At 28.6% G+C, this 24806-nt stretch carries 19 protein-coding genes and 1 riboswitch; of the genes, 10 read left to right on the top strand and 9 right to left on the bottom strand.

Annotated elements, in window-relative coordinates:
- Positions 1–4 precede the first annotated feature (4 nt).
- On the bottom strand, positions 5–703 hold the full coding sequence (locus OIF33_RS12800) for an ABC transporter ATP-binding protein (protein ID WP_322504651.1): 699 nt from the start codon (positions 701–703) through the stop codon (positions 5–7).
- 169 nt (positions 704–872) lie between these two features.
- The gene (locus OIF33_RS12795; protein ID WP_322504650.1) at positions 873–1844 is read right to left on the bottom strand and encodes a fructosamine kinase family protein; all 972 of its coding nucleotides are present in this window, start codon (positions 1842–1844) and stop codon (positions 873–875) included.
- Positions 1845–2316: 472 nt separating this feature from the next.
- Here OIF33_RS12795 and OIF33_RS12790 point away from each other — a divergent pair, with 472 nt between their 5' ends.
- Positions 2317–4416: a sodium-translocating pyrophosphatase gene (locus tag OIF33_RS12790; RefSeq protein WP_322504649.1), complete on the top strand. Its 2100-nt coding sequence runs from the start codon at positions 2317–2319 to the stop codon at positions 4414–4416.
- Positions 4417–4545: 129 nt separating this feature from the next.
- Here the strand turns inward: OIF33_RS12790 and OIF33_RS12785 are convergent, their stop codons facing one another.
- Complete coding sequence (locus OIF33_RS12785) at positions 4546–4923, bottom strand: DUF2809 domain-containing protein (RefSeq protein WP_322504648.1); 378 nt, start codon at positions 4921–4923, stop codon at positions 4546–4548.
- A 194-nt stretch (positions 4924–5117) separates the two neighbouring features.
- Here OIF33_RS12785 and OIF33_RS12780 point away from each other — a divergent pair, with 194 nt between their 5' ends.
- Both OIF33_RS12780 and OIF33_RS12775 read left to right on the top strand, forming a co-directional pair.
- Positions 5118–5771, top strand: coding sequence for a DUF975 family protein (locus OIF33_RS12780; protein ID WP_322504647.1), 654 nt, complete (start codon positions 5118–5120; stop codon positions 5769–5771).
- 212 nt (positions 5772–5983) lie between these two features.
- A complete protein-coding gene (locus OIF33_RS12775; RefSeq protein WP_322504646.1) occupies positions 5984–6661 on the top strand; it encodes a DUF975 family protein in 678 nt (225 codons plus the stop codon).
- 230 nt (positions 6662–6891) lie between these two features.
- Here OIF33_RS12775 and OIF33_RS12770 read toward each other — a convergent pair whose 3' ends face one another.
- Positions 6892–7521, bottom strand: coding sequence for a DedA family protein (locus OIF33_RS12770; protein ID WP_322504645.1), 630 nt, complete (start codon positions 7519–7521; stop codon positions 6892–6894).
- A gap of 98 nt (positions 7522–7619) precedes the next feature.
- Positions 7620–10280, bottom strand: a complete 2661-nt coding sequence (locus OIF33_RS12765; protein ID WP_322504644.1) for a calcium-translocating P-type ATPase, PMCA-type — start codon at positions 10278–10280, stop codon at positions 7620–7622.
- Positions 10281–10849: 569 nt separating this feature from the next.
- Between OIF33_RS12765 and OIF33_RS12760 the strand changes: the two genes are divergently transcribed.
- The 4 genes from OIF33_RS12760 (at position 10850) to OIF33_RS12745 (ending at position 15718) form a co-directional block, all read left to right on the top strand.
- Complete coding sequence (locus tag OIF33_RS12760; protein WP_322504643.1) at positions 10850–11647, top strand: TIGR00266 family protein; 798 nt, start codon at positions 10850–10852, stop codon at positions 11645–11647.
- 153 nt (positions 11648–11800) lie between these two features.
- Positions 11801–11903, top strand: a riboswitch (purine riboswitch).
- Positions 11904–12170: 267 nt separating this feature from the next.
- On the top strand, positions 12171–12743 hold the full coding sequence (locus OIF33_RS12755; RefSeq protein WP_322504642.1) for a xanthine phosphoribosyltransferase: 573 nt from the start codon (positions 12171–12173) through the stop codon (positions 12741–12743).
- Between the two features lie 412 nt (positions 12744–13155).
- Positions 13156–14097, top strand: a complete 942-nt coding sequence (locus OIF33_RS12750) for a DMT family transporter (protein WP_322504641.1) — start codon at positions 13156–13158, stop codon at positions 14095–14097.
- Between the two features lie 238 nt (positions 14098–14335).
- The gene (locus tag OIF33_RS12745; RefSeq protein WP_322504640.1) at positions 14336–15718 is read left to right on the top strand and encodes an APC family permease; all 1383 of its coding nucleotides are present in this window, start codon (positions 14336–14338) and stop codon (positions 15716–15718) included.
- Between the two features lie 167 nt (positions 15719–15885).
- Here OIF33_RS12745 and OIF33_RS12740 read toward each other — a convergent pair whose 3' ends face one another.
- From OIF33_RS12740 to OIF33_RS12725, 4 genes are all read right to left on the bottom strand, one after another.
- Positions 15886–16608: an ABC transporter permease gene (locus tag OIF33_RS12740; protein ID WP_322504639.1), complete on the bottom strand. Its 723-nt coding sequence runs from the start codon at positions 16606–16608 to the stop codon at positions 15886–15888.
- Entirely contained in the window at positions 16601–17470 is an 870-nt protein-coding gene (locus OIF33_RS12735) for an ABC transporter ATP-binding protein (RefSeq protein WP_322504638.1), read from the bottom strand. The genes OIF33_RS12740 and OIF33_RS12735 overlap by 8 nt, the downstream gene beginning before the upstream one ends.
- A complete protein-coding gene (locus OIF33_RS12730) occupies positions 17471–18265 on the bottom strand; it encodes a MerR family transcriptional regulator (RefSeq protein ID WP_322504637.1) in 795 nt (264 codons plus the stop codon).
- A 182-nt stretch (positions 18266–18447) separates the two neighbouring features.
- Positions 18448–19737 (bottom strand): DUF389 domain-containing protein, encoded by a 1290-nt coding sequence (locus OIF33_RS12725; protein WP_322504636.1) that lies wholly within the window; start codon positions 19735–19737, stop codon positions 18448–18450.
- A gap of 272 nt (positions 19738–20009) precedes the next feature.
- Between OIF33_RS12725 and OIF33_RS12720 the strand changes: the two genes are divergently transcribed.
- The 3 genes from OIF33_RS12720 (at position 20010) to OIF33_RS12710 (ending at position 24804) form a co-directional block, all read left to right on the top strand.
- A complete protein-coding gene (locus OIF33_RS12720; RefSeq protein WP_322504635.1) occupies positions 20010–21395 on the top strand; it encodes a TldD/PmbA family protein in 1386 nt (461 codons plus the stop codon).
- A gap of 15 nt (positions 21396–21410) precedes the next feature.
- Positions 21411–22760 carry a TldD/PmbA family protein gene (locus OIF33_RS12715; RefSeq protein ID WP_322504634.1) on the top strand — a complete coding sequence of 450 codons (1350 nt, stop codon included), beginning with the start codon at positions 21411–21413 and terminating at the stop codon, positions 22758–22760.
- 457 nt (positions 22761–23217) lie between these two features.
- Positions 23218–24804 carry a bifunctional aspartate transaminase/aspartate 4-decarboxylase gene (locus OIF33_RS12710; protein WP_322504633.1) on the top strand — a complete coding sequence of 529 codons (1587 nt, stop codon included), beginning with the start codon at positions 23218–23220 and terminating at the stop codon, positions 24802–24804.
- Positions 24805–24806: the final 2 nt, after the last annotated feature.

Raw genomic sequence — 24806 nt, 5'->3', positions numbered from 1 at the left:
CCTCCTATGACCATTTAAGCTCATTAGCAGTAAGTTTTTCTTTGTTTTTGTATATTTCTTCTATTTTTCCAGAATTCATTCTTATTACTGTGTCAGCCATATTAGCTATACTTGGATTATGAGTTATTATTACAGTAGTTGTTTTTAACTCTTTATTAAGTTTTTGAAGTAAATTTAATACTTGCTTAGCTGTTTCTTCATCTAAGGCACCTGTTGGTTCATCACAAAACATTATGCTAGGGTTCTTAACAACACTTCTTGCTATGGAAACCCTTTGTTGTTGTCCACCTGAAAGTTGAGATGGATATTTATCCTTTGAACTTTCTAAACCAACATGTTTTAGTGTTTCATTAATATCTAATGGATTTTTACTAAGATCAGCACCCATTTGAATATTTTCATAAACAGTTAAATTTTGAAGTAGATTATATTGTTGAAAAATAAAACCTAAATTATCTCTTCTGAATTCAGTAAGTTTATCTTCTTTATATTTACTTATTTCTTCACCATTAAATTTAATACTTCCAGATGTTATATTATCTAATCCACTTATAACATTTAATAAAGTACTTTTTCCACTTCCACTTGGACCGAGAATAACAATAAATTCGCCATCATTTATGGAAAGACTAACACCTCTTAAGGCATGGGTTTCCACATCACCAGTTTTATAGGTTTTAAATACATTTTCTAAAGTAATCATAATTTTTCTAGTGAAATTTAAAAGGATTATTCACTAAATCCTCCTTTCTATATTTGTTTCTATTATATACTTTTAATATGTTATTACTAATAGATGTGCCAAAAATCTTAGTTAAATAAAAGTAGAGAGTACTATATTTAGTCTCTCTACCTTTTCATATCAAATATTTTTATTTAACAATATCATTTAGCAATTTAATAGCATTAAGCTTCTCATTTTCAGAGGCAATAGGATTATTATATTCTATTTTCCACACATAAGCATCTATCAAATGATACATTAATCTATAAATATTCTTCCTAGTTGTTTTATTAGGAGAATCATCTGAAGTCATACCATAACCATTTAAAAAGTCTTCATTTATAATCCAAGGATTTGCGAAGTCAAAGTCTGCATCTCCAAATAAAGCTCTATCTATATCTATAATTGCTGCTACCTTAGGTTTAGAATTATAAGATTCAATCAATATATTGCCTGTCCAGAGATCACAGTGAACAAGGTGTGGTGTTTTAATTTCGTCTAATAAATTAAAGTTTTCCTTTATAATAACTTCAAAAGAGTTTAGTTCTTTCTCAGTGAAAATATTAAATTCTTTAAGTTTACTTTTTACCTTTTGGAACTCATCAAATATGAATTCGCTCCAAGAATCAAAGCCATTATTATTAAAAACATCATAAACTCTTCCAAATTTTTTTGAAGTTATTTGATGTAATTTACTAATATATTTACCAGTTTCATTGTATAAAAAGCTTTCAGTTTCTTTATCAAGTTTTAATTCAGAAAAGGGTTTACTATCTATATATTCTATAATCATGTAATCTCTAGGTATCAATTTTTTACTTACATCACATTTTAAAATTTTTGAACTAGGTATATTATTGGCTTCACAAAGAGAGTAAACATATTCTTCACCTTTCATTAAATTTACTTCAAATGGAAGAAGTAAATCTGTGTTTACTGGACCGACTCTAAGTATAAACTTTTCATTAGTATTTAACAATTTAATACAGTAGGTAGTGTTAAATAGTCCTCCTGTTATTAAATCTGCTTGGAATTTAGTATTAATTCCGAAGTAGTTATCAATTAATATACTTAACTCAGAATTATTTAGTTCCTTAAAAAGTTTTGAATCTTTGTTCATTTATAATCCCTCTCAATATTGAAAATTTAGTTATAGAGAATAACTTTTACTATTAAATTTTACTGGTAAGAAGAATTAAATTATATAGTAGTTAATTCATATTAAGTTGTAATATTTTAGAAAGTAAATAAATACATTAAGAATAGAGTCAAAATTAAAACTTAATAAAATTTAGTATGTATTAGATAAGCAGAGAGAACCATAGTTAAATTAAAAAAAGAATAGTTTTTCTTTATTACAAATTTTACCAAATTAGTTTATAATTAAAGTATATTAAATTTGTAAGTAAGATTAGCAAATTATTTAATTTCACAAGTATTATGTAAACGTTTGTTAAGGTCGATTAAATTAATCATATATAGCTATAGATTTGGTTTAGATAAGAATTATTTCTATTGATATTTATGTTTAAGTCTTTATTAACTTTTAATAGGCTTATTTTAAAAGATTAATTAAATAGGGGGAGATGAAAATGGACCTTATGCTTTTAGTGCCAATATGTTCAATCATAGCACTTCTATTTGCTGCTTACTTAGGAAGAAAAATAATGAAATGTGATGAAGGTGATAGTGATATAAGAGCTGTCGCAGAAAAAATCAAAAGAGGATCAAATGCTTTCTTAATAAGACAGTATAAAGGAGTTTCATTATTCTTTTTAGGAATGTTTGCACTTTTAATGATTTTAAGTTTTATGGGTTACTTATCAATGTTTGTTCCTTTTGCTTTTGTGACTGGTGGATTATTCTCTGGTTTAAGTGGTTATCTTGGAATGAAGACTGCAACCAATGCAAATTCAAGAACAACTACGGCGGCTAAAAAAAGCTTAAATGGAGCTCTTAAAATAGCTTTCTCTAGTGGGGCCATAATGGGTCTAGTAGTTGTTGGCTTAGCTCTTCTTCATTTAGGTGTTTGGTATTATATTTTAGATTGGTATTATGCTGCATTACCTGAGGTTGAAAAGGTTGGTCAAATAACATCTGCTATGCTTACCTTTGGTATGGGAGCTTCATCTATGGCTCTTTTTGCTAGAGTAGGTGGAGGAATATTTACAAAGGCTGCTGACGTAGGAGCTGACTTAGTTGGAAAGGTTGAGGCTGGTATTCCAGAGGATGATCATAGAAACCCAGCTGTTATAGCAGATAACGTTGGAGACAATGTTGGAGATGTAGCTGGTCTTGGAGCAGACCTTTATGAATCCTATGTAGGTTCATTAGTTTCAGCCTGTGCCTTAGCAGTGTCAGCAGGTTTAGGATTAGAGGGAGTAGTGCTTCCTTTAACTATTGCATCAGTGGGAGCAATTGCATGTATAATTGGAACTTTCTTTGTTAAAGCAAAAGAGGATGCAAGTCAAAAATCACTTCTTGGAGCTTTGAGAAGAGGAACATATATAGCAGCAATACTAGTTGCTATTTCAGCTTTCTTCATAGTTAAATTAATACTTGGAGAAAATAATTTAGGAATTTATTTTAGTATTTTATCTGGATTAATTGCTGGAATTTTAATTGGGTACTTTACTGAGTATTATACAAGTGATAATTATAAACCTACTAGAAAATTGGCTGATATGACTAAGACAGGTTCAGCCACAACTATAATAGGTGGATTATCATTAGGAATGATTTCAACAGCGTTTCCTGTAATAATAATTTCAATCTCTATAGTTATTAGTTTCTTAGTTTCTGGTGGATCAAAAGATTTTAGCTTAGGTCTTTATGGAATAGCTATTTCAGCCGTAGGTATGCTTTCTACATTGGGAATAACCTTAGCTACAGATGCTTATGGACCAGTGGCAGACAATGCTGGTGGGATAGCAGAAATGACTGAACAGGACCCAGAGGTTAGAAAGAGAACAGATGCTTTAGATGCATTAGGAAATACTACAGCGGCTACAGGAAAAGGCTTTGCTATAGGCTCAGCTGCTTTAACAGCATTAGCTTTCATAGCAGCATACAAAGATTCTGTAGAAAATATAGTTAAATCACAAGGATTAGATTTTACATTTAATCTTTCTATAATAAATCCACAGGTTTTAATAGGACTATTTTTAGGTGGAATGGTTACCTTTGTATTCTCAGCACTAACTATGGATGCTGTTGGAAGAGCAGCTTCTGAGATAGTTGTTGAGGTTAGAAGGCAGTTTAAAGAAATTAAAGGACTTATGGAAGGAAAGGAAGAAGCTGATTTTGAAAAATGTGTTGATATATGTACAAAATCATCTCAAAGAGAATTAATACCAATAGCTTTGGTAGCTATTTTAACTCCTATAATTACTGGATTATTATTAGGACCTAATGGAGTGGCAGGGCTTTTAGCAGGCTCAACTGTAACTGGATTTGTACTAGCTATAATGATGGCTAATTCAGGAGGAGCTTGGGATAATGCTAAGAAGTATATTGAAAGTGGAGTATTAGGCGGAAAAGGCTCAGACTGCCATAAAGCCGCGGTTGTAGGAGATACTGTAGGAGATCCATTTAAAGATACTACAGGACCATCTATTGATATATTAATAAAATTAATGTCTATGATTTCTATTGTATTTGCATCATTAATACTTGCAATAGGAATACTTTAATTAAGAAGTGAATATAAGATAATAATAGTTTAAAGTCTGCCGCTTTAAACTATTCATTATAAATTTTGGTTGCTATTGTAGATACCTCTATTTTGCCCTAAGGTTTTTTGCTACTCCTTAGGGCTTTTTTTATTGAGATTTTATTAGAGCAATGTTATCTATAAAACAGCCAATAAAAACACCTATGGTATAACATATTAAATCGCTCCAAAGAAAGCCGTGTCCAAGAATTAAGGCACCTAATGTTGTAGCCCTTAGATTATTAATCCACTGAGCTTGATATAGTTGACTAATTTCTATTCCAAAGGAGAAAATAATAGCAATAAGAAAACAAATTTTAGTTTTGGTTTTGGGAAATAAGAATCTAAAACCAAAGTAAACCATAGTTGCCCAAAGTATATCACCTAAATAAGGTGCTATTAAATCAGGTAGGTATGCCATGAATTTTCTAGATAATAGGCCTAAAAGCATGGTCAAAATTGTTAAAATAAAATATTTTAATCTCATAAATTTAATACCTTTCTTCAATAAAAATCAATATATTTATAATAAAAAATATTGTTGAGTAAATTATAACAGACTTTAGAATAATATTTATATATTAACAAATAATAGATAAAATATATAATATATTAACATATAGGTAATATATTGCATGTAATATTGTAATTATTACAAAACAAGATAAAGGAGGTCTTTCTATGGAAAGAGCTGAAAGTAAAATTAGAGCCAAAGAGCTTTTAAATGGAAGATGGGGAAATGCCGTAGGTGCAGTATTTATATTCTTAGTATTGGCAACTTTAGCTAGTGTAATATTATACATTATACCTATATTAGGGTGGATATTAGGAGCAATCTTAGGATATTATTTAAATCTATCATTTAATAAATATTGTATTATGCTTACTAAAACAGATGAAAAGGTTAAATATAATGATTGTTTTGTTAGTGGATCAGTATTAATTAAAGCTGCAGTGGCACAATTTATAGTAGGGTTAATTGTTGTAATAATTCCAATCATAATTTTTGCAATAGGTGGAGTTTCTAAAAGTTCAATAATTGCTATAATTGGAGTGATAATTGAGTTTATAATTTCTATATATTATACATTAACATTCTTTACACTACCATTTATCTTTATAGAAAATGAAGAGATAGGAATAATAGATGGAATAAGAAAGGCAATATATATTTCAAGAGGATTTAAGTGGAAATACTTTGTATTTTTATTAAGCTTCATAGGGTGGATTATATTAGCCTGTATAACTTTAGGGATAGGATGGTTATGGTTAACACCATACATGACTCTATCAACATATTTATTTTACAAGCATATGGTAGGAGAATATCAATAATTTTAAATTATTGATATTTTTGGACTATAAGATATAATCAAAAATAAAAGGTTGTATATAGAGCCGTACTTAACTAAAAATAAATGTTTTGGTTTTGTAAGTAGGTTCTAAGTATAACCTTTTATTTTTTGTATTAATTATTAGTTGATATGAATAGTATATAGAAGTAATTAGATTTATCTGATTAATCAATTTATAGGGGGCGCTATCTATTGACGGATAGAGTAGAATGTAAATTAAAAGCTAAAGAATTATTAAGGGGAAGATGGGGAAATGCAGCAGGTGCATGTTTAGTAGTTACTATTTCATCAATGCTAGTAAGTTTTTTCTTATCTCCAATACCTATATTTGGGTGGATTATAGTTGCAGTAGTATCTTCCTTTTTGAATGGAGCATTCATTAAGTATTGTATTAAGTTAACTGAAACAGATGAGAAAGTAAAATACTTAGATTGTTTTGTGAGTTTTAAAGCTGCAATTAAGATTTTTTTATGTAATATTTTAATTGGAGTGGTTTTAGGCATAGGATTGCTTGTATTAACTATGATTTTTACAACTGCATCTTTTATTAGTGAAAGTGTATTTTTAATGTTTATATTTTTTGTAATATTGCTTACTTTAGGGCTTTTTATAGAAGCCTGTATATTCACAATACCAATTATATTAACAGAAGATGATGAAATAGGAGTTATAGAGGCAATAAATATGAGTTGGGAAGTAACTAAAGATTATAAGTTAAAATACGTTATTATGATTTTAAGTTTTGTTGGATGGGGGATTTTAGCATTACTAACTTTGGGAATAGGTGCTTTTTGGCTACAGCCATATATAATGCTTACAGTATATATTTTTTATAAAGGAATAAGAAATGCTAACATAGCTATTGAATAAAAAAGTTTTCATAAGTTAGTAAAAAAGAGGTGTATAGTACTTTTTATAATATATTTAATTTAAAGACTCTGTTTTATGTGAATGTTTAAAACAGAGTCAATTCAAAAAAATGGGTTGTATCAAAACTTAAACAATAAACCTTATAAATATTATGAAGAGAAAAACTATCAATTCTCGGAATAGGTTTATAAGCTTTATTTTAAGTTGTTTTTGATACAACCCTTTAATATTTAATTTTGTTTAGAAGTAGATTTCTTCTTTTTAAAGAATTTAAGGTATATAACACTAATGATAACAATAGCTAATATTGCTAGTGTTATGAAAGTGTATTTTTCCATAATTGAATTTATAAGAGGTAAATTATCTCCTATAAAGTATCCTAAGCATACTAAGAAAATATTCCAAATACTTATACCTAAAGAAGAGTATAAAATAAAATGCTTTAAACTGAACTTTTCAGCGCCAGCTAATAAAGATACATATGTACGAGTAAGCGGAACAATTCTAGCTAGTAGTACTGCAGGCTTTCCATATTTTTTAAACCATTTATTTAGTGATACCATGCTTTTTTGACTACTTGGAAATTTATGACCTATCCATTCTTGAAGGGGAACACCTCCGTAATAACCAATGGCATAGCATATTAGTGAACCTAGTAAACCTCCTATAATACTGAATATTATGACTCCTATAAGAGAAAATTCTCCTTGAGATGCACTAAGTCCGAAAAAGGTTAAAACAACTTCACTTGGAAGTGGAAAACAAGCATATTCCAATCCTACTATTAATAAGATTCCAAGGTATCCAAAAGAACCAACTATATCAATTAAAAATGTTAATAGAGATCCTAAAAATTCCATGCAAAATCCTCCTGTATATTCTTAATTGGTATTAGTATTATATAAATATAGACCATGCTAATATACCATTAACATGGTCTACAGAAAAAATATAATTATTAAGCTGCTTTGTCTTCAGTGTTTGATTCTTCAGAAGCAGTATTTGTTTTATTTTTATTAAGTTTTTCTCTTATAAATTTAACAGCTTGAATAACTATGAATGTACATAGAGATAAGCCATATATAGTTAATAAGTTGTTAAGTGTAAGTGGAGCAACTTGGAATAATCCTTCAAATGCAGGTACTAAAAGAACTAAGTTTAATAGTACGAATCCTATACCAAAAGCAGCCCATAAATATTTATTAGAGAATAATTCTTTTGATAAAACATGTTTCTTAGACTTACTATTAAATCCATGAACAAGTCTTGATAAACATAAAGTAGCAAATGCCATTGTACTTGCTAATGCAGCTCCACCTTGTTTTAATCCAATATGGAAAGCTGTCATAGTAACAATAGTTATAATTATGCCTTCAAATAAAACATCAGTAACAAAGTCTTTTGTTAAAATAGAAGCATTAGCTTTTCTAGGTTTTTCTTTCATAACATCTTTTTTATGAGGTTCAAGACCTAAAGCGATTGCAGGTAAACTATCAGTTAAAAGGTTTATGAATAGTAAGTGTACAGCTGCAAATGGTACAGGTAATGCTAATAAGGAAGCATATAATACTGATAATATACCAGCAGTATTACCAGATAATAAGAATTTAATCGCATTCTTAATATTTGAATAAATATTTCTACCATTTTCAATAGCTTTTACTATTGTAGCAAAGTTATCATCAGTTAAGACCATTGAAGCAGCATCCTTTGCAACTTCTGAACCTGTAATACCCATGGCAACACCGATATCAGCTTGTTTTAAAGCAGGTGCGTCATTAACACCATCACCAGTCATAGCAACAACATTACCTTTTTCTTGCCATGCTCTAACTATTCTTATTTTATGCTCAGGTGAAACCCTAGCATATACTGAAATGTGTTCTACCATGTTCTTAAGTTCTTCATCACTAACTTTATCTAAAGCAGAACCGTCAATAGCTTCACTTCCGTCAGTTAATATGCCTATTTGTCTAGCTATAGCAGAAGCAGTTATTTTATGGTCACCAGTTATCATTACAGGCTTAATTCCAGCGGATATACAAGCCCTAACAGCCTCAGCAGATTCTTCTCTAGGTGGATCCATCATTGAAATAAGACCTATAAATGTTAAGTCATTTTCATCATCAAGTTTTATATCAGTTCTACTTTCAATATTTCTATAAGCAAAAGATAATACTCTAAGACCAGTTTTTGAGAAGTTTTGGTTAACTTCTTCTATCTTAGCTATATCTTCTTTAGTGATAGGTCTAATTCCTTTTGAAGTTTCAATTTTAGTAGCTCTCTTAAGAAGTACATCAACAGCACCTTTAGTAGCTATAATATTTTCACCATGAATGTTATAAACAACACTCATAAGTTTTCTATCTGAATCAAATGGAATTTCTCCAAGTCTCTTAAATTTATCTCTTTGAACAAGCTCATCCATTCCATATAAGTCACCTAAGTTTACAAGAGCAACCTCTGTAGGATCACCAAGCTCTTTTTCACCATCGGTAATTGCATCATTACAAAGTAAACTCATAAGAAGTAAATCATTATCTATTTTATTTTTTAAATTTAATTCATTTGAATCTACAATTTCGCCATCAACAAAGATTTTTTTAACAGTCATTTTATTTTGAGTTAATGTACCAGTTTTATCTGAACATATAATAGATACACTACCCAATCCTTCAACAGCTTGAAGTTTTCTTATAATAGCATGTTCTTTAGCCATTTTTTGAGTTCCTAAAGAAAGAACTATTGTTACTATAGAACTTAAAGCTTCTGGGATAGCAGCAACTGCTAAAGCAACAGCAAACATGAAGGCATCTATAAGAGCTTCACCTCTGTACATGCTAAGTGCGAATACAATAGCACAGATAACAAGTATTCCCATTGCAAGTTTCTTACCGAAGTTATCTAAGTTGATTTGTAGAGGAGTTTTCTTTTCTTTAGTATCATTTAATAATTGAGCTATTTTACCTATTTCAGTATCCATACCAACAGCAGTAGCTAATACAGTAGCTCTACCATAAGTTACTAAGCTTCCAGAGAAGACCATATTTTTTCTATCACCAATAGGAATGTCTTCACCTCTTATTATTTCAGACATTTTAACAATACTTTCAGATTCACCTGTTAATGAACTTTCGTTAACTTGTAAACTATAGTTTTCAAGAATTCTACCATCAGCTGGAACATAATCTCCAGCTTCAAGGAAGATAATATCTCCAACAACAACGTCTTTAGAATCTATTTCGATTCTTTCACCATTTCTAAGAACCTTAGTAGATGGTGATGATAAAGCTTTTAAACTACTTAAAGATTGTTCAGCTTTAACATGTTGAACTGTTCCAAGAGTAGCGTTTACTATTAACACGAATATGATAACAGCGGCACTTTCAATATCTCCTAGGAACATTGAGATAGCAGCAGCACATAGAAGAATTATTATAAGCATGTCCTTAAATTGATCAAGAAATACTTGGAAAGTAGATTTTTTCTTACCTTCAACTAATTCGTTTTTACCATATTTTTCTCGCATGCTTTGAACTTGAGCGTCATTTAAACCGTCCTTGTTTACGCCAAGATCTTTAAAAAGTTCTTCTTTAGACTTTGAATAGACTTTTTTCATATTATTATCTCCTTCCTTATTTAAAAATTATTGTTTAGGGATAATTACTAACAAATAATATCTATGTATAGAAGTCTAAAAAAAATAAGACTCCTAATATAATCTAAGGAAAAGTATATAAAATACCTTAAATCCCTTAGATTATATTAAAAGTCTTGTAACCAAAATTGGTGTATAATACCAGGTAACTTTTCGTTAACCGCGATGTTGATATTATAACTTGTAACTACTCCCTCTTAACACAATAGATACTAAATATTAGATTTAATATCATATTATATCTCTTTGAGTTGTCTGTCAATAACTTTTTTCTAAATATAAATTTTTTCTGTTAAGTCCAACAAAAATACTTACTAAATATTATGAATATATTTAAATAAATGTGAGTAAAAAATATTATTTTTTTATATAAGTGAAAAATGATGTTTTTTATTAACTAAATATAAAAAATATATTATTTTTTTGAAGGGTTAGAATATAATTTTTTTGACAATTATATAATTTATGATAATATGAAAAATAAAATTAGACTGAAATACGAGGAAGATGTCTATAGGAGGACGAAGTAAATGATGAATTCACATGAAATTGATTTTAAGCTTTATGGAGATGATATGCAGTTTGTTGAAATTGAATTAGATCCAAGAGAGACTGTTGTTGCTGAAGCTGGAGCAATGATGATGATGGATAATAGTATAGAAATGGAAACTATTTTTGGAGATGGAAGTAATAAAGGATCAAGCGGATTTTTTGGTAAATTAGGTGGTGCGGCTAAGAGGGTATTAACGGGTGAAAGTTTGTTTATGACTGCATTTACTAACGTTGGAGTAGGAAAAGAAAAAGTAGCTTTTGCATCCCCGTATCCTGGGAAAATAATTCCTGTAGACTTAAGAAGATATAATGGAAAACTTATATGTCAAAAAGATGCTTTTTTATGTGCTGCTAAAGGTGTAAGTATAGGAATAGATTTTAGAAAGAAATTAGGAACAGGCTTCTTCGGAGGAGAAGGGTTTATACTTCAAAAACTTGAAGGGGATGGAATGGCATTTATTCATGCAGGTGGTACTATTGTTAGAAAACAACTTTTACCAGGACAAAAATTGAAGGTTGATACTGGATGTTTAGTTGCTATGACAAGAGATGTAAATTATGATATTGAATATGTAAAAGGAATCAAAAATGCTGTTTTTGGTGGCGAAGGGATTTTCTTTGCAAGTTTAGTAGGACCAGGTGAAGTTTGGATTCAAAGTTTACCATTTAGTAGACTTGCATCTAAAGTTATTGCATCAGCTCCTCAAGTTCCAGGTTCTCGTGACGTAGGGGAAGGTAGTGTATTAGGAGAGTTTGGTAAATTATTTCAAGACTAAATATTAAATTTCTACAGTATTAAGATGCTTTTAAGATGAAGTTTAATTTATGAATATAAAGCTATTAAAACTTTTTAAGCGATGTTAAAAATAATTTAACGATAAAACTTTACATCGTGAGAATAAGTAGTTATAATACTACTTAATAACTTAATATGTAATTATATAAGTATATCGTATATGCTCGACAATATGGGTTGAGTGTTTCTACTAGGAGGCCGTAAACATCCTAACTACGAATATATAGGTGATTTCTATATTTTTGTGAGATTATTATATATTCCTAGGCTTTTAAGGCTTAGGAATTTTTGTTTTTTAATAGTATTTAAATCGAAGTTAATTCAGCCAATTTTAATTGAATTCATTGCTTTAAATTTTTAAACAAGCTTATAGGAATTGTTTTCTAGTAGAAAAGTATCGGCTATATGGAACTTTTTTAAGGTTAAGTAAGAATTTTAAGAGTAATTATTAAGTGAGTTACTTATCAGGATGAAATAATTTTTATAACAGGGGGAAAAGAAAGATGGAAGCATTAAAAGAAAAGATATTAAGAGAAGGAAAAGTTAGAGATGGAAATATTCTAAAGGTAGATTGTTTCTTAAATCACCAAATGGATATAAGATTTCTTAATGAAGTTGGTAAGGAATTTAAAAAAAGATTTAAAGACGAAAAAATAGATAAAATACTTACAATAGAAGCATCAGGAATAGCTATTGCAGGTATAACATCTCAATATTTTGATTATGTGCCTGTAGTTTTTGCTAAAAAAACTGAAAGTTTAAACTTAGACAAAGATGTTTATGAATCAAATGTACACTCATTCACTAAGAAAAAAGATTATAAAGTTAGAGTTGGAAAACAATTCTTAAATAAAGGTGAAAGAGTTTTAATTATTGATGACTTTTTAGCTCAAGGATGCGCAACTAAAGGAATGATAGATTTAGTTGAGCAAGCTGGTGCAGAATTAGTTGGAATAGGTATAGTTATAGAAAAAGGATTCCAAGAAGGAAGAAAAGTTTTAGAAGACTTAGGTGTAAGAGTTGAATCTCTTGCTATCATAGAAAAATTAGAGGACAATAAGGTTTCTTTTAAATAATTATAATGTATTAAATGAGAATTCATTTAGTAAGAGTTTAAGGATATAAATATTATATTATTTTAAGGTGCAAGTAAAAACTTGCACCTTTTTGACGTATCAAATTAAAAATGAGAGTAGTATTATTACTCCCATTTTTGCTTTTAGAAATTCATTTTTGCATAGTTTTGAAATGAATTATTCAAAAATATTTTTAAACTGACAACTTTTAAAATTTGAATAAGTTTTTAAATGCAGCATAAATTAGTATATAAGCTAATTAGAGGAATTATAAGAAATAGCAACTAAATTAATATAATAGTGCAGAAAATGAAAGTTAATAATGTTAAAATGTCATTTTTGGAACTTTTAAAATTTGTTAATAAGTATATAATATAAATTGTGCTGAAAACTTAGAAAAAGAGGAATTATTATGAATAGTAAGAAGAAAGGAATAAGTTTAGTCTTAATAGCAACATTTTTTTGGGGCATAATGGGTATAAGTAGTAGAACTTTATATGAATCTGGACTAGAAACAATGTTTATAGCCTTTAGTAGAAGTTTTTTGTCAGCTATTTGTTTTTTCATTTGGGTAATGGTGACAAACAGAGAAGTATTAAAAATAGATATTAAAGGATTATGTGTTTCAGCTTTATATGGTATAGGAACCTTTGCATTATGTTTTATTGGATACAATTTATCAGTGGAGTATATACCTATATCAGTGGCGACTGTATTGATGTTTACAAACTCAATATGGGTAACAATATTCGGAGTATTATTCTTTAATGAAAAATTTAATCTGAAAAAAGGTTTTGTTATAGTATTAACTTTAGTAGGATGCATAATGGTATCAAATATGTCTTTAGGACATTCTAATATGAGTGTAATAGGATTATCTGCTGGATTAGGTACAGGATTCTTGTTTGCTTTTCAGATAATATTTCCTAAGTTTTTTAGTTCCTACAAAAAAGATACAATGCTCGTTTATGGCTATATATTTGCAAGTATATTTATAGGTTTATTTACAGATTTCAAGGAGTCAGTTAGTATAATTGCAAATTCGCCTAACATAGGTATAGTCATATTAAATATATTATCTATAGGTATTTTAAGTACATTTATTTCTAATACCTTTTATATAAAATCAACAGAATATATAGAGGCTAGTGTTACCAGTATATTAGCTTCTATGGAGCCAGTATTATCAAGTATATTTGCTTTCTTTATATTTGGAGAAGTTTTAAATAATAAACAAATATTAGGTGCTATATTAATAATAATAGCTGCAATAATATTAGAGTTAAATTTAGATAGAGAAAGACTGAATAATATACTAAGATTTAAATTTAAAAAGTCTAAAGTAATAAGCTGATAAGTTATAATATAAATTTTAAAAATCCCTGACTTAAAATGAATATTATAAATTATTAATTAGGTTGTATCTGATTTGGATACAACCTTTTTTTAGGTAATTAAAATTGTTTGATAATAATGAATAAAGTGTTAACATATATCGTGTAGGAAATAATTTAATAAACTTATTAAAAATATTAGAGTTTCACAATAAGTAATATCATTTAAAATTAATAATTTAAAAGGGTGATTAATCTATGGAGATTTTTAGAAAGCAAAGTTTAAAAAAAATACTTAGCGAAGCAAATGAAAATAAAGAAAGAACTCTTAGCACCTTAGATTTAACTTTAATGAGTGTTGGATCTGTAATTGGTACAGGAGTCATGGTTTTAACAGGGATTGTTGCTGCAAAGCAATCTGGGCCAGCTACATCAATAGCATTTATAGGAGGGGGAATAGCTGCTGCCATAATAGTTTTATGCTATGCAGAATTTAGCTCTAGCATACCTAGTGCAGGAGGATCTTATTCATTCACTTATGTTTCTTTGGGAGAAATTATTGCTTACATATCGGGATTATGTATTGTTATAGGATATACTTTATCTACGGCTACAGTTGCATCGGGATGGGGAGCATATCTTTTAAGTATTCTAAATACCTTAGGAATAAAATTACCAAAATCGATTACAGCAATTCCTAGTGAAGGTGGAATAGTAAATTTACCAGCAATGATATCAATTTTATTTATAGTTTTTGTAATATCATTAGGAACTAAGGAAAGTAAAAAGGTAAATGATTTTATGGTATTTATAAAGATTGCTGTTATAGCTTTATTTATTGGAGTGGGAGCATTCCACGTAGACCTTAGTAATTGGCATCCATTTGCACCTTTTGGAGTTAAGGGAGTAGTTACAGGAACTGCATCATTATTTTTTGCTTATTGTGGATTTGATGCTACAGCATCAGCAGCTGAAGATGTAAAGAATCCTGAAAAATCTTTACCTTTAGGGCTTATAACTTCTTTATTAATATGTACAGTTATATATATAGCAGTGTCATTAGTTTTAACAGGAATAACATCATATACTAATTTAAATGTTGGGGATGCATTATCTTATGCTTTGAAATTAGCAGGAGAAAATGGAATTGCTTTTATAGTATCCTTAGGAACTGTTATAGGGATTCTTGCTGTAATATTTGCAGGAAATTTCACAACATCACATATACTTTTAGCTATGAGTAGAGATGGATTATTACCAAAATTCTTTAGTAAAGTTGATAAAAAAGAGGTTCCTTATACTGCTTTATGGACAGTTGGTATAATAGGTGCATTTTTAGCAGGATTTTTTAACCTAGGACAATTAGCAGACTTCGCCAATATAGCTTTCTTATTAACATATACTTTAGTTTGTATATCTTTAATAACCTTTAGAAAGAAATATCCAAACGTAAAAAGAGGATTCAAAACACCATTAGTACCTTTTATACCAATATTGGGAGCTATTAGTTGTTTATTTTTAATGACTAATTTATCAAAGAGTACATGGCAAATATTCATAGTTGTTTTATTTTTATTGATTATAAGTTATTTAATTTATGGAAGAAAACATTCTTTAGTTAAATCAAACAATATTAATTAAATAGAAAACTGTATCAAAATACTTACTAATTTTTTTATAATTGATTAGAGTTTTGATACAGTTTTTTACTTTGTAAAAAGAATGACTTTATATTTAGCTTTTAATTAATATATTTTAAAAGTGATTTTTGATAAATACCAATTTATAATGCTAAGTCATAGCTTGAATTATTGAACTTTTTTATTAGCTCTTATTTTAAATATAGTTATCAATAAAGAAATTAGAATTATTATTATTAGTGGAAGTATTTTAAGTAACTCTAAATTATCTGTTAAACTCATTGTTTCAAATGCCCAGGTAGCAGGAAAGAGATTGCCGACATTTTTCAAAAAGGATGGCAGCATATTAGTAGGAAACATTATACCTGAAAGCATTATGGAAGGAAGAAAGATAAATTGAGATATCATTGTTAATTTTGATGTGCTTTTTATGAAAATTCCAAGTAGAGTTCCTAGACTTAATGAGGAAATAATAAATAGTGAGAGAGTAAAAAAGTACACTGGAATATTACTTGGAAGATTTGCACTAAAAGCAATAGATGAAATAAATAAGATAATAAGTGAAACAATAAAAAGGTGTATAAAAGCTGATAAGAAATTATTCATTATAGGAGTCCAAATAGGGATTTTACTAACAATATAAGATTTCTTTATATCACTATTGAAAAAGTCTACTAAAGGGCTAGGATAACCTATAATTGATCCCATGGTTACAGCAAATATTGTCATAGAAGGAATTAATGTTTTATAAGATTCAGGATCAATTGAAGTGAAAATTCCACCCATAAAGAAGAAAAAAACAATAGGAACAACATAATAAGTTAATAATATGCCTCTATTTCTTAAATCTAGTTTCCATTGGAGCGTGATACCATATAAAAATTTATTCATTAATTTCACCTCTTGCTATATTTATAAAACATTCCTCTAAGGTTGTTTGTTCTATTTTTACATCATATACCTCTATATTTTGACTTTTAGCACAAGTTAATAATTCTAGAAGTTCTTCATCAATCTTATTAATTTCAAAGGTATAATATCCTTGATCAATAGATTTAAATAAAATCTTAGAATTATTTTCTAGTAGTAATTGAGAGGAAAGCTTTAGTTTTATTTTATAAAGTTTTGAGGTTGTAGAAGTAAGTTCATGAGGGGTACCCATAAATACAATTTTTCCATCTTTTAATATTGCCAATCTATCACAAAGAGAGGCTATTTCAGCCATATCATGACTTGTGATTATTATAGTTTTACTTTTAGATTTCAAGTTTTTTATTTCATCATGTAAGGCAAATCTTCCTTCAACATCTAATCCAGCTGTAGGTTCATCAAGAAAGATAATATCTGGATTTCCAATTAGTGATAATGCTAAATGAAGTCGTCGTTTCTGTCCAATTGATAATTCTTTGTATTGTTTCTTTAAAAGAGGAGTTAAATTTAATTTTTCTATAAGGTTATTATCAACTGTAGAGTTATTCCACTTAGAAAATAAGCTTAATGCTTCTAAAATTCTTATATTTTCAGGAAGAGATGATGATTGAAGTTGAACACCCATTTTACCGTAAAGAGAGATTTCTCCACTATTATAAATTTTCAATCCTTCTATGCATTCTAAAGTAGTTGTTTTACCAGCTCCATTTGTTCCAAGAAGTGCGAATATCTCTCCTTTAGAAACTTCAAAAGATATTCCTTTTAAGACTTGATTATTACCATAGTTTTTGTAAAGGTTAGATACTTTTAATGCAGTACTCATTTAATTATCCTCCATTCCTAAGATATTTATATTTTTCGATTGAAAATAGTAGTTTAATGATTCATCTAAGAAACTATCAATAATACTTTGTTTTATTGCCAGTTCTTCATTCCAATTTTCTTTATTATTATTAAATTCCATAAGATTAGGAAGGAGACTCATATCACCACCAGTAAAATCACTTATCATATTCCACCATTCTTCAGCTAGAGAAAGACTTGCTTTACTACTAGGTGATTTATCTTGATTTTTCAGTTCTAAAGTTTTATCGAGTAGTTCGGAGTATTTATTAAAGATTTTTATGCCATCACTAGGATTAGCATTAAATTTTTCACGTATATGAGAAGATAGTTTGTCATCAAAAAGCTTTATTAACCAGTAATTTTCATTTTGCTGTTTTAGAATAGTAACTATATCAGCATATTTTGAAAAATTAACAGTTTTGATTTTTAAAACTTCTTTGTGAAGAGATTCTGTAGTATCAAGAGCTACTTTTAGTTGATTAATTTGTTTCCTTAAGATATCAGCTTGTTTAGCTAATATTTCAGAAACTTCAAATGGATCATCTAAAGAAAATAATTTGTCTTTAATTTCATCTAGAGAAAAGCCTAAATATTTTAAAGAAAGTATTTGGTGGAGTTTAACCATATCTTTTTTTGAATAAAGTCTTCTTCCACCTTCACTTTTAGCTGAAGGTTTCAATAGACCTTCTTTATCATAATACTGAAGTGTTCTAACAGTAACATCCATTTCTTTTGCCAATTCACCAACAGTAAAAAAATCAGAATTTTTCATATTTATTGCCCCCTTTTAATCTTATGCTAACATATTACCTTACGTCATAAACAAGCATAAATTAGAAAAAATTACAAAAAACTTTTTGACAATAAATTTAAAAAATAATAAGAAGAGCTATATAAACGATTTTTAAATAGCTCTTCTTATTATTTAAGTGTTATATTTTAAAAGTATTTCTGCTATTCTTTATCAGGAGTTACTTTTTCAAAGTAAATTTTAGCATTTTTTAAATTAGGATTGGATAATATGTATGCATTAATAGCATCTTTATCAATACTATCCTCAGAGTAATTTATAATAAATACAGGCAATTCATTATCTAAAACTCCGCTATAAACTTTAATTATATCATTGAATTTGCTAGGCAAAGATGAAGTAACTGAATTTAAATTGGCTGTAACACTGTTAGTATTATTAGAATTATTTTTTCCTTTATTTATTTCTAAGTCACCTATAAATCCTGAATCCTGTTCTTTTATCTTATTTAAATACATTTTTAATTCAGGAAAATTATCAGTTGATTGTTGAATTATAAGCTTATACCCATTAAAATTATAATATTTTAATTTCTCTTGAAGCTCAGCTTCTTCGGTATTATCTAGGGTATTACCTATTGTAACTAATTCTATTGTTTTAGTTTTAGTGTTTATTTCTTTACTAAGTATGTACTCAGAGGGAAGTTCCTTTTGAATAAAGTTACTAAGATTAGTATTATTCATAAAACTATTAACCATTGTTGCTGCTGAAATTAAACTTGGTATAGTAACTAAAATTGTAGAAACTATTATTATTTTCTTTAATTTTTTTTGTTTAATCTCAGAGAGCGTGTTTCTAGTTGGTATTCTCATAAATTTTACAACCAATAGAGTTGAAAGTGCTATAAAAAATGAGTTTATAAAAAATAAATATCCTGCGCCTAAGAATATATGAATATTTTTAGTAGCTAATCCATATCCACTAGTACAAAGTGGAGGCATTAGAGCCGTAGCTATAGCAACTCCAGGCAGTATATTTCCAGATTTTTTACGAGTCATACCTATTATACCTGCAATTCCACCGGCAAAGGCTATTATTACATCCCAAATATTTGGAGATGTTCTTGATAAAATTTCACTTCCAGCACTAGATATAGGACTTAAGTAAAAATAAATTGTGGCAGTAGTAACACTTATAAGTATTTCTATAACTAAAATAACAATAGATTTTTTTAAAAGTTTTAAATTATAGATTCCTACAGAGTATCCTATGGCTATGATTGGGCCCATAAGTGGGGAAATAAGCATTGCACCTATAATTACAGCTGTAGCATTCATATTTAATCCAACAGAAGCTATTATTATGGCACACATTAAGATGATAAAATTAGCACCATGTATATTAACACCGTCTAATATATTGTCGTGAATTTCATCATATGTAGCTTGGTCTTTTTTAAAGTCATTAAAAAAGCTGTCTTTAGTAATCTTCACAGTAATTCCTCTTTTCATATAATTTTAATAAGTTCAATAATCTATATTTTAAGTTAATTAGAATAATATGTCACTTTTGAAATATTCTCTTAAAATAACATGATTTTTAATGCAAAATAAAAAATCTAATGAATAGTAAATTTTTTATAATAATAATATTTATTTTAGTTATAGGAAAATATTACTTATGCAATTACAATAGAATTAAATATTTAGAATTAAGTAGGATTGTAGAAAATATAATTATTTATATTAAGTTGGGGAGTGATTCTATGTTAAGTAAAGAAAAGATTAAAAAAGTTCTTTCTGTAGCACTTAGTACAGGAGGAGACTTTGCAGAAGTTTTTGTTGAAGAAAAGTTAAATAATAAGATTGTTTTGACATCGGGGTCTGTTAAAGATATTATTTCTGGAAAAGACTATGGTATTGGAATAAGAATTTTTAAAGGATTGAAGTGTATATATGCATATACAAATGATGATTCTATTACAAGCCTAATTAATACTGCTAATAGGGCTGCATTAGCTTTAGGTGATGTTAGAGATGGACATACAGTTAATTTAAATTTAGTTGAGAGAATAAATACTAATATTCATCCTGTTTTATATGTGCCTTCATCCATAAGTGCAACTAAGAAAATTGAAAAGATGAAAGAAGCTTATAATGGAGCAAAAGGTTATAGTGAAGAGATAGCTCAGGCTACAGTTTCAATGGTAGATGAGGATCAAAAAGTTTTAATAGCTAATAGTGAGGGATTATTCACTGAAGATAGAAGAATAAGATCAAGGATATCTGTTAATGCAATAGCTTCAAATGGAGTGGATAATCAGTCAGGAATGAGAGCTCCTGGAGCATCTATGGGATTTGAATTTTTCGATACAATAGATTTAGGAAATGTAGGAAATGAGGCTGCTAGAACTGCTGTTACAATGCTTCATGCAGATTATTGTCCAGCAGGAAAAATGACTGTTGCTATTGAAAGTGGATTTGGAGGAGTTATATTCCACGAAGCTTGTGGACATTCACTTGAGGCTACTTCAGTGGCTAAAGGAAATTCTGTTTTCTGTAATAAACTTGGTTCTCAAATTGCTTCATCAAAGGTTACTGCAATTGATGATGGAACAATAGCTAATGCATGGGGTTCATTAAATATAGATGATGAGGGTAATCCAACTCAAAGAAAAATTCTAATAGAGAATGGAATACTTAAGTCATATATGATTGATAAATTTAATAGCAGAAGAATGGGTATGCCTTCTACAGGAAGTGGAAGAAGAGAGTCTTATAAATATGCTCCTACTTCAAGGATGACAAATACATTCATAGCAAATGGAGAAGATGATAATGAGGAAATTATAAAATCTATAGAAAATGGATTGTATGCAAAACAGATGGGTGGAGGATCAGTAAACCCTATAACTGGTGATTTTAATTTCAATGTTCTTGAAGGATATCTAGTTAAAAATGGTGTTATTGATAGAGCCGTAAGAGGTGCTAGCTTAATAGGTAACGGTGCTAAAATATTAATGGATATAGATATGGTTGGAAAAAATTTAGACCATGGGCAAGGTGTTTGTGGATCCTTAAGTGGATCAGTTCCAACTAATGTAGGACAGCCATTACTAAGAGTTAAAGAAATCACAGTTGGTGGAAGATAGGAGGGGTTGAGTGTTATGGAATTTAAAGAGTTTAAAGAAAAATTGTTTAGCAAGGCAAAAGAAGTTGGTTTTGAAAAATATGAATTATATTATGGTAAAAGTGATTCTCTTAGCATAAGTTCAGCTGAGGGAGAAGTTGAAAGATATGGATTAAGTACTACTATAGGAGTTTCGTTTAGAGGGATTTATAATGGGAAAATGGGATATTCCTATACTGAAAAATTAGATGAAGAATCAATTGAAATGTTAGTGTTTAAAGCAAAAGAGTGTGCTGAATTAGTTGAAAGTAATGATGAAGAATTTATTTTTGAAGGAGGATTAGAATACACTGAAGTCAATTCGTATGATGAAAGTATTACTAAAATGACTCCAACAGAGCAGATAGAAAATGCGATTAAATTGAATGTTGAGCCATCAAAAAGGAATTCAGAAATAATAAAAAGTGAATACACAAGCTTCAATACTTCTAAGGTGGAAAGAATAATCGTAAATTCAGAAGGAATAGATTTAAGAGAAGAAGGTACAATTGTTCAGGCATCTGTTTATCCAATAGCTAAGGATGGAGAGAATATGATTGTTGATGGCGCTTCAAGTGTTTCAACTAAATTAAGTGATGTAAATATAAATAAATTAATAGATGATGGAATAAAGAAAACTTTAAGAAAAAAAGGTGCAACTTCTATTAAATCTGGCAAATATAAAGTTATTATAGATGGAGAGGTTATGGCAGCTTTGGTTAGAACTATGCAGGATAACTTCTTAGGAGATATAGCTCAAGAAAATAAGACACTTTTGAAAGATAAAATAGGAGAAAAAATTGCTTCTGACAAGGTTACTATTGTTGATGATCCTTTCTTAAAGGGAGGAATCTCAACCTGTTCTTTTGATGATGAGGGAGTACCAACAAAACTTAAAAATATAATTGAAAATGGTGTGTTTAAAGGATTTTTACACAGTTTAAAAACAGCAAACAAGGCTAAAGTTGAACCAACAGGTAATGGATTTAAAGCAGGATTTAAGGCAACTGTTAAAGCTAGTCCAACGAATTTTTATATAAAAGAAGGAGATAAATCTTTCAATGAACTTTTAAAATTTGTGGGAGATGGAATATATATAATAGATTTAGAGGGCCTTCATTCAGGAGCTAATGCAGTAACTGGAGATTTTTCATTGGCAGCACAAGGAATAAAGATAGAAAATGGAGTTTTATCTAATGCTATAAAACAAATAACAATAGCAGGAAACTTCTTTACTTTATTAAAAGATATTGAGGAAGTTGGAAATGATTTAAGAGAAAGTGGTGTAACATCAGGCTATGGTAGTCCGAGCCTTGTGATCAAAGAAATATCTGTAGCTGGTGAATAGTGTTATTTTAGTTCTTAATTTAAGTAAAGGCTTTATTTTAAAAGTAGTGTTGATTCTTAGGTCTGAAGATATAGCTAAAAATCAACATTTACTTAGAACAGAGCCTAAATAAAAAATAAATTAGAAATGATGTATCAAATTTGATACATCATTTTTTTATAGAATATTTTAAATGTAAAATTATTTAAAAGTAAACAAAGTATTAACATACTAAAAATATAAAAATTTAGATTATAATACAAAAAAATGCTTGTTTATTTTAATATAACTAAAAAAAATGCTTAACGTTTAAAATGTTTTCACGGTTTTTTGAAGAAATTGTATACTGTGAGCCTTTAAAAATGTTAAAAAAGTGTTAATGTATACATGAGCTGAGATGTTTAATATATGTATTCGGAGAAAAATGAATATAACTATTAGATATTTCGGGATAATTTATTATAAGGAGTGATTAGTCATGATAACAAAGGAATTTGAAAAAGAATTAGAAGGATTAGGAGCTTTTGAAGTTAGCCGTAAAATGTTACAACTTGCTAAAAATAATGAAAAGCATAATCCTTTCCTAAATGCAGGAAGAGGAAATCCTAATTGGATAAATACTCAAGGAAGATTGGGATTAAGTAGAATAATAGAATTCGGTGTAATTGAATCAAGAAAAACTATGAACGATAGAAATTTAGCAGGATATACAACTCTAGATGGTATACATGATAGATTCGTGGCTTTCTTAGATGATAGTCATGAAGCTGATAAGTTCTTAAGAGAGGCTATAGCTTATAGTATTAGAAATTTAAATGTTGATAAAGATGTATTAGTTAAGGAATTTGTAGATGGAGCAATTGCTAATAACTATCCAATTCCAAGTAGATGCTTAGTAAATACAGAAAAGATTTTAAATATGTATTTGCAAAAAGAACTTTATAATGGCGTAAACCTTGATAAAGAAACTAGTTTATTCCCAACAGAAGGGGGAACAGCAGCAATATGCTACATATTTAACTCATTAAAGGAAAATGGTTTAATAAAACCAGGAGATAAAATAGCTCTAAATACTCCAATTTTCACACCATACTTACAAATTCCAGAATTACAAGATTATGAATTGATAGAAGTTGACTTAAGATCTAAAGAAGAAAATAACTGGATTATAGATCCAGCTGAATTAGATAAGTTAAATGATAAAGAGATTAAAGCTTTATTCTTTGTAAATCCTTCAAACCCAGGATCAAAAGCCTTACCTGAAGAAGTTTTAAATCATATAGCTAATTTAGTGAAAGAACGTAAAGATTTAATAATACTAACTGATGATGTTTATGGAACTTTTGTTGACGGCTTTCAAACTATATATGCAGTAGCACCTTATAATACATTATTAGTTTATTCATTCTCTAAATTATATGGAGCAACTGGTTGGAGATTAGGATTAATAGGTGCTAATGAAAATAATGTTTTTGATGATTTAATAAGTAAGTTACCAGAAGAAAAATTAAAAGAATTAGATGCTAGATATGGTCTTGTAACATTAGAACCAAGAAAATTAAAATTCATTGATAGACTTGTTGCTGATAGTCGTTCAGTAGGACTTTATCATACTTCAGGATTATCAACTCCTCAACAAATTCAAATGGCTTTATTTGCTTTAAGTGCATTACTTACTGAAGGAAAAGATCCATATATTGAAAGCTCTAAAAAATTAGTAGGATCAAGATATAATGATTTATTCACTACTTTAGGAATTAAAGAAGATAATAGTAGAGAAAATGCCAAATATTATTCATTAATAGATATTTATAAAATAGCAACTAATTTATATAGCGAAGAATTTACAGCATACTTAAAAGATAATTTTGAACCAATTGACTTCTTATTACGTTTAGCAGAAATGAATGGAGTAGTATTAATGGAAGGGGTAGGCTTTGGCGCAACTCCTGGAACATTACGTGTATCCCAAGCTAACTTACCAGATAATGCTTATAAGAAAATAGCTAAACAAATTTTAGAGTTACTTTCTGAATATCATGATAAATTTAAATCACAAAAATAGTA

This window comes from Clostridium sp. LIBA-8841, assembly GCF_034439435.1.
In the GTDB taxonomy this organism is placed as follows: Bacteria; Bacillota; Clostridia; order Clostridiales; family Clostridiaceae; genus Sarcina.
This window is presented reverse-complemented; position numbering and strand designations above follow the sequence as displayed.

Bases quoted from the DNA above. Each gene is read 5' to 3' on its own strand.
- OIF33_RS12800 (WP_322504651.1), bottom strand. From the start codon at position 703: ATGATTACTTTAGAAAATGTATTTAAAACCTATAAAACTGGTGATGTG.
- OIF33_RS12795 (WP_322504650.1), bottom strand. From the start codon at position 1,844: ATGAACAAAGATTCAAAACTTTTTAAGGAACTAAATAATTCTGAGTTA.
- OIF33_RS12790 (WP_322504649.1), top strand. From the start codon at position 2,317: ATGGACCTTATGCTTTTAGTGCCAATATGTTCAATCATAGCACTTCTA.
- OIF33_RS12785 (WP_322504648.1), bottom strand. From the start codon at position 4,923: ATGAGATTAAAATATTTTATTTTAACAATTTTGACCATGCTTTTAGGC.
- OIF33_RS12780 (WP_322504647.1), top strand. From the start codon at position 5,118: ATGGAAAGAGCTGAAAGTAAAATTAGAGCCAAAGAGCTTTTAAATGGA.
- OIF33_RS12770 (WP_322504645.1), bottom strand. From the start codon at position 7,521: ATGGAATTTTTAGGATCTCTATTAACATTTTTAATTGATATAGTTGGT.
- OIF33_RS12765 (WP_322504644.1), bottom strand. From the start codon at position 10,280: ATGAAAAAAGTCTATTCAAAGTCTAAAGAAGAACTTTTTAAAGATCTT.
- OIF33_RS12760 (WP_322504643.1), top strand. From the start codon at position 10,850: ATGATGAATTCACATGAAATTGATTTTAAGCTTTATGGAGATGATATG.
- OIF33_RS12755 (WP_322504642.1), top strand. From the start codon at position 12,171: ATGGAAGCATTAAAAGAAAAGATATTAAGAGAAGGAAAAGTTAGAGAT.
- OIF33_RS12750 (WP_322504641.1), top strand. From the start codon at position 13,156: ATGAATAGTAAGAAGAAAGGAATAAGTTTAGTCTTAATAGCAACATTT.
- OIF33_RS12745 (WP_322504640.1), top strand. From the start codon at position 14,336: ATGGAGATTTTTAGAAAGCAAAGTTTAAAAAAAATACTTAGCGAAGCA.
- OIF33_RS12740 (WP_322504639.1), bottom strand. From the start codon at position 16,608: ATGAATAAATTTTTATATGGTATCACGCTCCAATGGAAACTAGATTTA.
- OIF33_RS12735 (WP_322504638.1), bottom strand. From the start codon at position 17,470: ATGAGTACTGCATTAAAAGTATCTAACCTTTACAAAAACTATGGTAAT.
- OIF33_RS12730 (WP_322504637.1), bottom strand. From the start codon at position 18,265: ATGAAAAATTCTGATTTTTTTACTGTTGGTGAATTGGCAAAAGAAATG.
- OIF33_RS12720 (WP_322504635.1), top strand. From the start codon at position 20,010: ATGTTAAGTAAAGAAAAGATTAAAAAAGTTCTTTCTGTAGCACTTAGT.
- OIF33_RS12715 (WP_322504634.1), top strand. From the start codon at position 21,411: ATGGAATTTAAAGAGTTTAAAGAAAAATTGTTTAGCAAGGCAAAAGAA.
- OIF33_RS12710 (WP_322504633.1), top strand. From the start codon at position 23,218: ATGATAACAAAGGAATTTGAAAAAGAATTAGAAGGATTAGGAGCTTTT.